Source organism: Indolivaga alginatilytica (assembly GCF_003201355.1).
In the GTDB taxonomy this organism is placed as follows: Bacteria; Bacteroidota; Bacteroidia; order Bacteroidales; family Dysgonomonadaceae; genus Dysgonomonas_A; species Dysgonomonas_A alginatilytica.
On record NZ_QICL01000007.1, the window covers coordinates 116,405 to 129,435 of the forward strand.

Consider the following 13,031-nt stretch of genomic DNA (forward strand, 5'->3'; position numbering starts at 1 on the left):
GATGAGAGCGAAAGACGGGGGTCAAACCCGCGACCCTCAGCTTGGAAGGCTGATGCTCTATCAACTGAGCTACTTTCGCGATAAAAAGAGTGGGCAGTGATGGATTCGAACCACCGTAAGCTTACGCTATCTGAGTTACAGTCAGACCCATTTGGCCACTCTGGTAACTGCCCTTTCTTTTGAGCCTCTTGTCGGATTCGAACCAACGACCCCGAGATTACAAATCACGTGCTCTGGCCAACTGAGCTAAAGAGGCATTAGCCTTGATTATTCATAAATAATAATCGCCGTTTCGCAGATGTGCTTTATGCGAAACGGCGACAAAAATAGAAAGAAATTTCTTAAGTCCCAAGAAAATATGAGTAATTTTTACTTAGATTGTACTTTTTCTTTATACTTGATGAGTTGTTTCTCTAAAGCCTCTACACATAAATCGATTGCTTCTTCGAAACTTTCGGCTGTTTTGTTGGCGTAAAGTTCATCGCTCTTGACGTTTAGCTTTATTGATGCATCTTTATTATTGCTGCTTTCTGGTTTTACAACTTTAAGTATAATATCTGCACTCAATATGTCGTCTGAATATTTTTCTAGTTTAGTTACTTTCTTTTGGATAAACTCTCTTAGTTTATCGGCAGCATCGAAATGTAGAGCTTGAATTTTAATGTCCATCATGATTCCTCCTTTTGTTTTAATAGTTATGCTCGAGGATGAGCTTTATTGTATATTTTCTTTAATTCGTCAAAAGATGTATGTGTGTAAATTTCCGTTGATGCCAGGCTTGAATGTCCGAGCAATTCTTTTACGGCATTAATGTCAGCTCCATTGTTAAGCATTCCTGTTGCAAAGGAATGTCTTAGTACGTGTGGGCTTGCTTTCGCTAAAGTAGGGATCCACTTGAGGTGACTGCTTACTATCCGATGGATTAACATGGGGTAGATTGGCTCTCCATCTTTCTTAACAAAGAAGGCGGCGGTTTGGTTCTCGAAACTTTTATTGCGTATTTCTATATAGGCGTCAATCAATGCTATCGTGTTTTTACTAATAGGTATGATGCGCTGTTTGTTACGTTTTCCGGTGACTCTTATGTTGCCTGAATAAAGATCGACATCTTTATCTGTCAATCCGATAAGTTCAGCTCTTCGCATTCCTGTTACATAGAATAGTTCGAGGATCACTTTGTCCCGGAATGATTCGTAATCATCATCCTGAGTGTCGAAATCAAGAACTTTCTCCATATCTGAATAGTTGATAAACGAAGGAATTGGCTTTTTGGCTTTTGGTCCGCTTATCTTCTTGAGAGGGCTTATGGATATTTGTCCCATTTTTTGAAGAAAACGATAAAAAGATTTCAAAGAGCTTAGCTTTCTGTTTACAGATCGAGCAGATGTTTTGCTTTCCATTAAGGAAATGATCCATGCTCTTACAATGTCCCCGTCTACGGTTTCTAGTTCTACTTCCGGATACTGTGTTTCGATAAAGTTTTTGAACTGGATAAGGTCTGTATAATAAGAAATCTCCGTATGAGAAGAATAATTCTTTTCATAACGGAGATAATCTGTATATTTCTCAACTATCGTCATTCTTTATCTTTATGGATAAGTGACGAAGTTATACAATCGTTGTTATAAATACAAATGTTTTAATCTTCTATTTGGTGAAGCTTTTGTACGTATGCAGCGTGTATTCTTAGTTTTCTATTTGTAATAGAAGGCTTTTCGAAAGCTTGACGGCGTCTTAGTTCTTTAACAACACCAGTCTTTTCGAATTTTCTTTTGAATTTTTTAAGTGCTTTTTCGATGTTTTCACCTTCTTTTATAGGAACAACTATCATAATTTTTATTTTTAAATTTCTTTTTGTGAAAAATATTGTTTTGATTTTTTTAAAATAACGAGATACTCATCATTATTAATGAATATCCTGAGAATTGCTATATTTCTATTGCACTTCTATACCTTATATTATATGTTACTCTAAGTATTAATCAAAACCTCCTTTCTTTTTCGGGAGGCAAAGGTAAGAGTTTCAATGATAAAAACAAAAAAAAGATCAATTTATTACATTTCGGAAATAGTTAAGGTGTTTTGAGTTTTATCGCCTGATAATGATTGAACATATCCGGTTGATTGGTAAATTGTTATTACTAAGGTTTCATTCAGTGGTTGATAATGGAGGCTTTTATACGATATGATTAATGTGACTCCGGTTACGCTGCTCGCCTAGCTGTAAATACGCCGAAAGCGACATTGAAGTTGTTGCTCTGATCAGAAAATCTTCGTTCAATTTGCAATTAGGACACCTGTTGCGCCTAAATTAATAAATTGTTAGGATGATTCTATTTAATATAAATTGATTCAAAATTGTTTTTCCTGTTTGTAATAAATGATAGATTTTCTTGAAATGCAATGTATTCATGTAGATATTGTATATGTATAATGTCAGTATAAGTGGTTGTTATCTAGTGGTCTGTGAAATTTTGCAGAAAAAGCAATCTATAATTGCACATTTTTAGTATTTTTGTGCCATTCAACAATCAAAAAGAATATTATTCACTAATAGAAAAATAAAAATGAGTCATAACTTATTAAAGGGCAAAAGAGGTATCGTCTTTGGAGCTCTGAATGAAATGTCAATAGCATGGAAAGTTGCAGAAAAAGCTGTAGAGCAAGGAGCAACAATTACATTATCAAATACTCCTATGGCAATGAGAATGGGAGAAACTAATGCATTGGCTGACAAATTAAAGGCAGAAGTGATTCCTGCGGATGCTACAATTGTAGAAGATCTTGAGCAAGTTTTTGCCAGATCGCAAGAAGTTCTAGGTGGTAAAATTGATTTTGTTCTTCACTCAATAGGTATGTCTCCAAACGTACGTAAAGGACGCGATTACGATGACTTAGATTATAAGTTTTTAGATAAAACACTAGATATTTCGGCTGTTTCGTTCCATAAAATGATGCAGGTTGCGAAAAAAATGGATGCGATCGCCGAAGGTGGTTCGGTTTTAGCTCTTACTCATATTGCTGCACAACGTACCTTTGCAGGATATAACGATATGGCTGATGCGAAATCGTTGCTTGAATCGATTGGTCGTAGCTTTGGTTATGTATATGGGCGTGATAAAGGCGTACGTGTAAATACTATCTCGCAATCCCCTACAATGACTACTGCAGGAGCAGGTATCGGAGGTATGGGTGGATTTCTTGAATTCGCCGAAAAAATGTCGCCTCTGGGCAATGCCAATGCTGAAGAATGTGCAGATTATTGTATCGTTATGTTCTCGGATTTGACTCGAAAGGTAACTATGCAAAATCTGTTTCACGATGGTGGTTTCTCTAATATGGGACTGACTATTGCCGTGATGGATGAGTTTAATGCAAATAAATAAGCCGGAAATTATTTTCTATAAAAATAATAAAAGTGCGTAAGCCTTAAGAGACAGAAAACAAGCGTTTTCTGTCTCTTTTTTTATTATATTTGCGAAGTTGTAAAAAAAAATTAAAATAAGAAGAAAAGGACCCCTTTTCTGTAATAAGAAAAAGTTTAGTAATAATTATGTTAATAAAGATATATCCCGAGAATCCGAATCAAAAGGAAATCGATAAAGTGGTTAAGGTATTGCAGGATGGAGGATTGGTTATTTACCCGACCGATACAGTTTATGCCATCGGTTGTGATGCTCTGAATGTAAGAGCTGTGGAGAAAATTTGTAAGATGAAAGGTATAAATCCGGCAAAGAGTAATCTGTCGATTATCTGCTACGATTTAAGTAATATCAGCGAATATGCAAAAGTGGATACCTCTACATTTAAGCTGATGAAAAAGAATCTTCCCGGAGCTTTTACTTTTCTTCTGAATACGACTTCATCGTTGCCTAAGATATACAAAGACAAAAAAACAGTAGGAATAAGAATACCCGACAATAATATCATTCGGGAGATTGTCAGGATTCTAGGTAATCCGGTTTTGACAACATCTGTTAAAAATGACGATGAAATTATTGAATACTCAACGGACCCTGAACTTATAGAAGAAAGATATGAGAAAATAGTAGATCTTATTGTTGATGGGGGATATGGAGGTTTAGAGGCTTCAACCATAGTCGATTGTACGGATGGAGAGCCCCATGTTACCCGTCAGGGAAAAGGAGAGCTAATTTGGTAGGCATAAATAAAATACGTATTTTTGCACCCAGCATTAATTATAATACGTAAAGAAAATATGAGAAAGAAACTTTTTACAATACTTACTATTGTTTTAGGAACTATGTTTATGGTATCCTGTGGTGGTGACGATCCAAAACCAAATCCGATTAGTCCGGGTGTTAATGAAGACATTTTGGGGATAATGAACAGAAACTACCTTTGGGCTCTACCTGCCGAACCTAATATATATCAAGAAACAGAACCTTTTTTTACATCTTTACTGCATAAAAATGATGTTTATACTGATGGAGGTAAAACTTACAACTATTCAAGGATATCAGCTGTAAGCAATCAGACCGGTACTGTTTATGATCCGGGATTCGAATATGCGATTAACAATTATACCGGCGGTGTAACTTATTATGTTATTCTGTATGTAAAACCGGGTACTTCTGCTGCAGACTATCTTTTACGAGGATTGTATATCACAACAGTTAACGGAACTGCAGTTACTGCAGCTAACGCTTCAACTTTGTTATATGATGCGTATAGTAAGGGAGCAGATGTGAAGCTATCTATAAGAACTCCTCAGATTACAGCAGAAAGAACTATTACTATAAAACCATATGCAAATTATGTGGAAGCACCCTTGCATACTGCAAAAATGTTAACTGCAGGAACTCAAAAAGTGGGTTATGTATTTTATAATCATTTTTCATCGTCTACACCCGGAACGAGTGACTATAAATATGATAATGCTTTAGCGGCTCAGCTGAATAAATTTAAAACTGACGGAGTAACCACTCTGGTGTTTGACCTTCGTTATAATTCAGGAGGGGGTACTGCTGCTATTCAGGCATTAGGAAGTGCTTTGACAAAAAGTCGTGATACTACCAAACCTTTTATAGAGCAATTATTCCGTGCTGATTTGCCAAAGCCAAATATTCCTTTAAATTTTGTAGATAAAACAGGAGGAAATACTGATATTCCTAAACTAGGAGATCAACTGCAAAAAATATATATTATTACAGGACAATCTACTGCAGGTATACCGGAAGCATTTATAAATGCGCTGAAAGCATATCGTTCGGATATTGTATTGGTGGGTGAGGCAACAAAGGGAAGAGCGGTAGCGACTAGTAGTACTCAGGATGCCTCGAAACAATGGAATTTACGACTTGCGCTTTCGTATCTGGCAGATGTAAATAAGAAGTATGACTATAATAATAAAGGATTTACACCCAATACTATAATAAAGGAGGTTCAGGCAAATGCTGATGCTAATAGTACTATCTTAGGCGAAATGGGAACTGATAAAGAGATTATTCTCTCTCAAATATTAGAGATGATCAACGGAAAAGAATTTGGACCTGCTTCCGGTACAAGATCATCCGCATTTGACCGAGAGGTGAAAACTTCATTGTTCAGAAGACCGGGTGCAAATGAGTCAACAATAGACTTGATCAACCTTAATTAATAAAAGAAGACTTATAAATTAAGTAATATAGAAAAGTGGTGGAATCTTTATTGATTTCGCCACTTTTTGTATTCATAAATGTATCGTTTTCTTAATTTTGTAAACAAAGATTAAATCTTTATATTTGCGAGTATCTGAATCCTAATGGAAAAGCAGATTTAAGCAAACCGGAATCATTCTAAAAATTACATTTATGAAGATAGGGTATTCGTTATTATTAGTGGCTTGTATAAGTCTGTCGCTCTTCACTTCCTGTGAAGATAAGAAAGAAAATAAGGATGGAGAAGATCCTTCGTTAACAGATAACGAATATGTTAATAAGTGGATCTATGAGGAGATGGACGAATGGTATCTGTGGCGTGACCGAATGCCGGATGAAAGTAAACTTAATTTCGATTCGGATCCTACAACCTTTTTCAAGAGTCTTTTATATGCTCAAGAGAGTGCAAAAGGGTATACGTTTTCAACGATAGAAAGTACTCATGATAATATGCTGAAATCGACTAGCTTGGATAATAATACAGTATCGTCTAATTTGGGTTTTGAATATGTTCCGGCTACAACAGGTCTGGCTGATAATCCGGTTGCCTTTATAGTGGTTTATATCAATAAAGGCACAAATGTGGCAGCCCAAGGGGAACTGAAAAGAGGAGATATTATTTTGAAAGTGGATGATAAGGCAATCACAATGGATAATTATCAAACAATTTTATATCAGAATAAGCCTGCTTATAAGTTGGGATTCCTTGATAATACCACTTCTAAAACAATAACTGTTACTGCTGATTATGAAGAGAATCCTGTGTTTCTGGATTCTATCTATATTGTGAATAACCGAAAAATAGGCTATTTGGTTTATAATTCCTATGAGATGGGAGACAAGGCCAAACGTGCCTATGATGTGCAGGTAGCCCAGGTATTAACCAAGTTTCAACAGCAGGGTGTTACTGATCTGGTACTGGATTTGCGCTATAATTTAGGTGGGTATCTTGAATCTGCTAAGGTGCTTTGCAGTGCATTGGTTCCTAATAGAAGTACGAAGAATATACTTCAGATAAGCAGTTATAATTCGGTTAAGCAAGCCCAATTCGATGCTTTACCCGATAATAATGCGACGAAAATAGAATATCTATATGATTATTTTGTTGATAATGTTGTAAACTTCACTACCGGAGGTACTTTAACTTCAATACCTAAACTGGGGGATCAACTAAATAGTGTATATATAATAGGAACCGGTAATACGGCATCGGCAAGTGAAATGACTATAAATGCACTTACTCCGTATCTAAAAGAAGCCGGAAAGAATATTGTCAGGGTCGGAGAAACCACTATGGGAAAAAATGTGGGGTCATCACCTATCTCTAAAGATAATGATACCCGGAATACGTATGTATTGCACCCTATTTCATTTAAAACACACAACAAAAATAAAGAGTCTAATTATGCCTCAGGATTTGAACCTGATATACAAGCTGATGACTTTGAATTGCTATTCGCTCAGGGAGGGTTAAAACCTTTGGGAGATAAAAATGAAACTATGTTGAATGTTGCAATCTCCGATATTACGGGTGCTGCCAGAAACCGAAGTGCGGCAATAAGCAATATTACCTATAAGAAATTACGGGGATCATCTCTGGAACGTAAGCCGACCGCTTATCAGTTGATAAGTAGACAAGTAGACAAGTAAACGAGTAAACAAGTTTAGAATCTCGTTTGCCGTTAAGAATAAATTAAAAGATATAAGACCGCATAGAGCTATGAAAGTAATGAAATTTGGCGGAACGTCTTTAGGTTCTGCTCAAAATATATTGAATGTAAAGAAGATAATAGATGCTGAAAAAGGCTCTTTAGTGATTGTTGCATCTGCTTTTGGAGGAATAACGGACAAACTGATGTCTACCTCTTTGCTTGCTGCGGATGGAAACGCCCTTTATGAGACTGGTTTTAGAGAAATAATAGAGAGACATTTTTCGATAATTAAAGATATACACTTCGATGAAAAAACGGAGGGCGATTTGTTATCGAAGATCAATGTATTATTGGATGAACTGAGTAATATATATAAAGGTGTTTATCTGATAAATGATTTGTCGCAACGTACATCTGATAAGATTGCAAGTTATGGCGAAAGGCTGTCTTCTTTGATTATCAGTTATGTGCTGAATGATTTTGAATATCTGGATGCTATTCAGTTGATAAAGACAAATTCGGCTTTCGGAAAGCATACTCCCGATATAGAGCTTTCGAGTTCTTTGATAAAGAATGCCTTTGCGACTTCGTCGGGCAAAGTATTGGTAGCCGGCTTTATTTCTGCTTGTAAATCCCGTAACGAGATTACTAATCTGGGTAGAGGAGGTTCCGATTATACTGCTGCCATATTTGCTTCGGCTCTCGATGCTGATGTACTGGAAATATGGACGGATGTGGATGGTTTTATGTCTGCCGATCCCAAAGTGATCAGCGGTGCTTATGTGATCGAACATCTGACGTTTACCGAAGCTACAGAGTTGTGTAATTTCGGTGCAAAGGTGATATATCCTCCTACGATATTTCCTGTTTATCATAAGAATATACCTATCCGTATTAAGAACACCTTCCATCCCGAATTGCCGGGAACATTTATATCCCATGATGGGGGCGAGAATAAACGCAAAGCATTGATAAAGGGCATCTCCTCCATCGATGATACTTGCCTGCTTACAGTGCAGGGACTAGGTATGGTGGGTATTATAGGTGTCAATTACCGTATCTTCAGGGCTTTGGCGAAAAATGCAATCAGTGTGTTTTTAGTGTCTCAGGCTTCGTCTGAAAATAGTACATCGATCGGGGTTCGCTCTGTGGATGCAGATTTGGCTTCACAGGTATTGGAAGAAGAATTTGCTAACGAGATAGCTTTAGGCAGTATCAACAGGGTGCAGTTGGAGCGCGATCTGGCAACGGTTTCTATTGTTGGCGAAAATATGAAATATACTCCTGGTATTGCAGGGAAGTTATTCGAAACTTTAGGTAAAAGCGGTATCAGTGTAGTTGCTTGTGCCCAAGGTGCTTCGGAGGTAAATATCTCTTTTGTTATTAAGAATAAATATTTGAGAAAAGCGCTGAACTCGATTCACGATTCATTCTTTTTATCTGAATATAAAGTTCTGAATCTGTTTATTGTAGGATGTACCGGTATTGTCGGTGGTCATTTGATCGAGCAGATAAAGAAGCAACAACCCAAACTAAAACAGCAATATTCCCTGAAGCTGAATGTGGCAGGCGTTGCAAACGGACGTAAAGCGTTGTTCTGCCGTGAGGGTATCGATCTGGATAATTACAGGGAGCTTCTCGATAAGGAGGGTATAGCCAGTTCGCCTACTATCTTGCAGGATAAGGTGTTGGATATGAATATTTTCAATGCTGTGTTTGTCGATTGTACAGCAAGTGAAACTGTTGCTTCGCTGTATGATGGTTTGTTGGGAAATAATGTTTCGGTGGTTACTGCCAATAAGATTGCAGCATCATCGGCTTATGATAATTATCTGAAATTAAAGAATACGGCTCGCGAACGTAATGTGAAATTCTTGTTTGAAACGAATGTGGGTGCAGGGCTCCCCATTATCAATACAATGAACTCGCTTACCAATTCGGGCGATAAGATTATAAAAATAGAAGCTGTCTTGTCGGGTACTCTGAATTTTATATTCAATACCATCAGTAAGGATATTCCCTTTAGTAAGGCTGTAAAGATGGCTAAAGAGGCGGGATATGCCGAGCCTGACCCGCGTGTCGATTTATCGGGACAGGATGTAATCCGTAAACTGGTTATTCTTAGTCGTGAAGCAGGATATAGAGTGGAACAAAAAGATGTGAAAGTAAAATTATTTATTCCTCAGAAATATTTTGACGGAACCCTCGATGAGTTCTGGGCCAGTATCAATGAAGTGGATAGGGGTTTCGAAGAAAGACGTCAAAATCTGGAAGTGGAAGGAAAGCGTCTTCGCTTTGTTGCCAGATATGAAGACGGCAAATGCGAAATGGGCTTGCAGGAAGTAGATATGAGCCATCCGTTCTATGATTTGGAGGGAAGTAATAATATAATTCAGATTACAACCGAGCGTTACAATGAATATCCGATGATTATAAAAGGGTATGGTGCAGGAGCAAGTGTAACTGCGGCAGGGGTGTTTTCGGATATTATAAGTATTGCCAATGTGAGATAATATGGTATTTAATTTTAAACCGTTTGAATGAAAAAGTCAATCACATATCTACCATCAGCCAATCAGCGGGATTTGCATTATATTGTTGAATCTGTCCTGACACGGGTTAAGCAAACCGAAATGATAATTCTTTTTGGCAGCTATGCCCGTAACGATTTTGTTGTATATGATGAAAAATATGAATTTGGCAAGATTCAGTTTTATGTAAGTGATTATGATATATTGGTTGTTACAAGCGGTATATCAGATGGTATTGCAGGTAAAGCACTGGATAATATAGAAGTCCAGTACTACAATCGGGCAAAGGATCCTGACAGGCAGCCTCCTGTTCAGTTTATAACTATTGATATGAAGAAATTGAACAAGGAACTGAAAGAGGGCAGGTATTTCTATACGCAGATAAAACAGGAAGGTGTAATTCTATATGATAGTGGAAACCATAAGTTAGCTCGCAGACGCAAACTTAATTTTGAAGAAATAAAACAGCAGGCACAAGAGTATTTTAATGAGAAATTTGAAAAAGGAAATTTCTTTTTTGATGATGCAATAGCAAATAATGAAAAAAAACGTTTTCAAATGGTTTCGTTTTATTTACATCAAGCCTGCGAAAATTATTTTTATACCATACGTTTGGTCTATACTCAGCAGAATAGTAAACAGCATAACTTAACAAAGTTACTAAACTCGGTAAAGAAATATTCTACTGATTTTGTAAAAGTATTCCCACAAGATACTCCGGAAGAAAAACGACTTTTCGAACTTATCAAGGCGGCGTATGTGAATGGTCGCTACGATCCCGACTTTGTAGTTACCAAAGAGGATATTGATGCGTTAGTTCCGAAAGTGGAGTTATTGAGAGATATTACAAAACGAATTTGTGAGGAGAAGATTAAGGAGTATGGGGAAATTGAGTGAAAGCTCTATTATTTGGAGAAAAAACAGAATATAATATTTGCCCCATTGGATAAGTTACATACTTTATTTGTAAGAGAAGATTTCATGTATGAATATTAAATTTAAAAAGGTAAGTGATTTCAAGCGAGGAATACTTTTTGACTTATTGAAAAATGCGTATTCATTCGACTGTAAGTATGAACGAATCTGCATTGCTGATTGGCTATTTTTTGATAACTTCTTCTTTGATAACCTGCAAATTGCAGATAAGTGTGGGTTTGTCACAACATTAAATGATGAAGCTATCGGATTTGTTTCATGGGATCCGAGAAAAATGCCTGAATATACAGAAATTGGACATAACTGTATCGCTTCAAGGTATAAAGGCTGTGGATATGGTAAAATCCAACTTCAAGAAGCGGTTAATAGAATTGTCCAAAATAATCCGCAAAAAATTATTGTAACCACAAATAGTGATCTTATACCTGCTCAACGAATGTATGAGAGCATTGGATTCACAATATCTCAAAAAAGAATAGAGCCGGATACCTCAGAGTTTGAACTCATTAATTATGAATTGCTCATCTGAAATTATAGATTTTATCGAAACTACTTGTATAAAAGGTAGATACGACCATTGTTTTACAGCCACCGGAGAGGATATTGATGCCCTTGTTCCCAAAGTAGAGTAACTTCGGGATATTACTAAAGATATTTGTGAGGAGAAGATCAAGGAATACGGAGAGAAAGATTAGCATAAAACCAGTCTTTAATACTGACTTAGATTCAAATAATAACCGGTCAAAAGTTCTATTGATAAAATAATGCCAATCAGTATTTGAATTATCAGTAATAAATGCTCATTTTTCCTGACGCACCCTGTCGGGTTTGTCTTTCATTTTGCCTTGATGCAAAACGAAACAAAAGATCAAGACTGTGCCTTTTGCTTTGGCCTCGATTCGTGATCTGAAAGCGAAAACAAAAAATTACTTTTGACTTTGATTTCTTTTTGTTTTTTTACGCTTTCCTCCCACATCGGGTACCCCGTGCAATAGACAAGGTCGGGAGCCTGACGGGCGTAAGCCGAGCCGTCATTTACTTCGCAGGCGAGGTATCCGTTCTGTGAAGCAGTCGTTAAGAATAAAATACAAAAAGTCCGACAGGACGGCTTATTTTATTCAGACTGCAAGCAGTTAACGGATCGCCCAGAAGTGGACGGCAAAGACTTTTTGGTTCCTTTTGCGGCTTTGGGCAAAAGGAACACAAGCAATCTTCGATTGCGCGTAGTATAAATAACTTAAATGAGCGTTTTATATAATCTAACTACTGATTCACATAAATTATAAATGAATTGCGTATTTTATAACTTGATTAAAAATGAAAAAAGTATTGTTGTTATTAGCGGATGGATTTGAAACATTTGAAGCAAGTGTATTCATTGATGTTATAGGCTGGAATCTTGTTGAAGGAGATAACTCTACCGAATTATTTACGTGCGGATTAAAAAAAGAAATTAAAAGCTCATTTAACCAACGGTTTATTGTAGATTATCTGGTTGAAGATATTGATATTTCTACATTTGACGCATTAGCAATTCCGGGCGGATTTGATGTTTATGGATTTTATAACGATGCTTATGACGAAAAATTCTTAGATTTAATTCGAGGATTTAAAACAAATAATAAGATTATTGCATCTATTTGTGTCGGAGCCTTGCCACTGGGAAAGAGTGGTATTTTGAAAAATAAAAATGGAACTGTTTATAATAATCCGGTTCGAAGAGAAGCATTAAAAGGATTTGGTGTTAATGTGATAGATCAACCAATTGTAATAGATGACAATATCATTACTTCATGGAATCCGTCAACAGCGATAGATGTCGCTTTGTTATTATTGGAGAATTTAACAACAAAAAGTAATGCTGACAAGATTCGCCAATTAATGGGATTTGATGATAGAAAAAATTAACTGCCCACAACAAGGAGTTGGCATAATGGTAGGTTGTGTAGTATATCAAATACATAGCTTTAATCGAGCATCGAATCATTTTATCTATCCATGTAAGGATGTATGAGACCTTAATGCGATCGCTAAAGTAACAAGAACGAATAAGAAAAATAAAGCCGTGAAAAAGTGTCACTTTTGTTACTTTTGTCACCTTTTTAATTGTTAATGTCTGATATGTAGTAGATTGTGAAAATCAAAAAAGTAACACTCAGTAGTCACCTTTGTCACCTTATTGATTACTTTTGTAACTGATGACACTTTTTATTGCAGAAGTTTTTCAACAACAGACAGGTATAAATAAGAAT

The 13,031-nt window shown here is 36.4% G+C and carries 11 protein-coding genes and 3 tRNA genes; 8 read left to right on the plus strand and 6 right to left on the minus strand.

Going from position 1 to position 13,031, the window contains the following annotated elements; all coding sequences use genetic code 11:
* Positions 1-6 precede the first annotated feature (6 nt).
* The 6 genes from CLV62_RS07825 to rpsU form a co-directional block, all read right to left on the minus strand.
* A tRNA-Gly gene (locus CLV62_RS07825) sits at positions 7-79 on the minus strand.
* Between the two features lie 11 nt (positions 80-90).
* A tRNA-Tyr gene (locus tag CLV62_RS07830) sits at positions 91-173 on the minus strand.
* A gap of 9 nt (positions 174-182) precedes the next feature.
* Positions 183-256: transfer RNA gene (locus tag CLV62_RS07835), tRNA-Thr, on the minus strand.
* Positions 257-369: 113 nt separating this feature from the next.
* Positions 370-669 (minus strand): ribosome hibernation-promoting factor, HPF/YfiA family, encoded by a 300-nt coding sequence (gene hpf / locus CLV62_RS07840; RefSeq protein WP_110310277.1) that lies wholly within the window; start codon positions 667-669, stop codon positions 370-372.
* A 26-nt stretch (positions 670-695) separates the two neighbouring features.
* Positions 696-1,580: a tyrosine recombinase XerC gene (locus CLV62_RS07845; RefSeq protein ID WP_110310226.1), complete on the minus strand. Its 885-nt coding sequence runs from the start codon at positions 1,578-1,580 to the stop codon at positions 696-698.
* Positions 1,581-1,639: 59 nt separating this feature from the next.
* Positions 1,640-1,831, minus strand: a complete 192-nt coding sequence (gene rpsU / locus CLV62_RS07850) for a 30S ribosomal protein S21 (protein ID WP_110310227.1) — start codon at positions 1,829-1,831, stop codon at positions 1,640-1,642.
* 736 nt (positions 1,832-2,567) lie between these two features.
* Here rpsU and CLV62_RS07855 point away from each other — a divergent pair.
* The 8 genes from CLV62_RS07855 to CLV62_RS07890 all read left to right on the plus strand — a co-directional run bounded on the left by CLV62_RS07855 (position 2,568) and on the right by CLV62_RS07890 (position 12,687).
* The gene (locus CLV62_RS07855) at positions 2,568-3,386 is read left to right on the plus strand and encodes an enoyl-ACP reductase FabI (RefSeq protein WP_110310228.1); all 819 of its coding nucleotides are present in this window, start codon (positions 2,568-2,570) and stop codon (positions 3,384-3,386) included.
* 167 nt (positions 3,387-3,553) lie between these two features.
* Complete coding sequence (locus CLV62_RS07860) at positions 3,554-4,162, plus strand: L-threonylcarbamoyladenylate synthase (RefSeq protein ID WP_110310229.1); 609 nt, start codon at positions 3,554-3,556, stop codon at positions 4,160-4,162.
* Between the two features lie 57 nt (positions 4,163-4,219).
* Complete coding sequence (locus CLV62_RS07865; protein WP_110310230.1) at positions 4,220-5,620, plus strand: S41 family peptidase; 1,401 nt, start codon at positions 4,220-4,222, stop codon at positions 5,618-5,620.
* Between the two features lie 193 nt (positions 5,621-5,813).
* Entirely contained in the window at positions 5,814-7,310 is a 1,497-nt protein-coding gene (locus CLV62_RS07870) for a S41 family peptidase (protein WP_110310231.1), read from the plus strand.
* A gap of 70 nt (positions 7,311-7,380) precedes the next feature.
* On the plus strand, positions 7,381-9,825 hold the full coding sequence (gene thrA / locus CLV62_RS07875; RefSeq protein WP_110310232.1) for a bifunctional aspartate kinase/homoserine dehydrogenase I: 2,445 nt from the start codon (positions 7,381-7,383) through the stop codon (positions 9,823-9,825).
* 27 nt (positions 9,826-9,852) lie between these two features.
* The gene (locus CLV62_RS07880) at positions 9,853-10,740 is read left to right on the plus strand and encodes a HEPN domain-containing protein (protein WP_110310233.1); all 888 of its coding nucleotides are present in this window, start codon (positions 9,853-9,855) and stop codon (positions 10,738-10,740) included.
* An 88-nt stretch (positions 10,741-10,828) separates the two neighbouring features.
* Positions 10,829-11,308: a GNAT family N-acetyltransferase gene (locus CLV62_RS07885; protein ID WP_110310234.1), complete on the plus strand. Its 480-nt coding sequence runs from the start codon at positions 10,829-10,831 to the stop codon at positions 11,306-11,308.
* A 788-nt stretch (positions 11,309-12,096) separates the two neighbouring features.
* Entirely contained in the window at positions 12,097-12,687 is a 591-nt protein-coding gene (locus CLV62_RS07890; protein ID WP_110310235.1) for a DJ-1/PfpI family protein, read from the plus strand.
* Positions 12,688-13,031: the final 344 nt, after the last annotated feature.

Coding starts and splice junctions, on each gene's coding strand:
- thrA (WP_110310232.1), top strand. CDS start 7,381: ATGAAAGTAATGAAATTTGGCGGAACGTCTTTAGGTTCTGCTCAAAAT.
- CLV62_RS07885 (WP_110310234.1), top strand. CDS start 10,829: ATGAATATTAAATTTAAAAAGGTAAGTGATTTCAAGCGAGGAATACTT.
- CLV62_RS07855 (WP_110310228.1), top strand. CDS start 2,568: ATGAGTCATAACTTATTAAAGGGCAAAAGAGGTATCGTCTTTGGAGCT.
- rpsU (WP_110310227.1), bottom strand. CDS start 1,831: ATGATAGTTGTTCCTATAAAAGAAGGTGAAAACATCGAAAAAGCACTT.
- CLV62_RS07860 (WP_110310229.1), top strand. CDS start 3,554: ATGTTAATAAAGATATATCCCGAGAATCCGAATCAAAAGGAAATCGAT.
- CLV62_RS07865 (WP_110310230.1), top strand. CDS start 4,220: ATGAGAAAGAAACTTTTTACAATACTTACTATTGTTTTAGGAACTATG.
- CLV62_RS07845 (WP_110310226.1), bottom strand. CDS start 1,580: ATGACGATAGTTGAGAAATATACAGATTATCTCCGTTATGAAAAGAAT.
- hpf (WP_110310277.1), bottom strand. CDS start 669: ATGGACATTAAAATTCAAGCTCTACATTTCGATGCTGCCGATAAACTA.
- CLV62_RS07890 (WP_110310235.1), top strand. CDS start 12,097: ATGAAAAAAGTATTGTTGTTATTAGCGGATGGATTTGAAACATTTGAA.
- CLV62_RS07870 (WP_110310231.1), top strand. CDS start 5,814: ATGAAGATAGGGTATTCGTTATTATTAGTGGCTTGTATAAGTCTGTCG.
- CLV62_RS07880 (WP_110310233.1), top strand. CDS start 9,853: ATGAAAAAGTCAATCACATATCTACCATCAGCCAATCAGCGGGATTTG.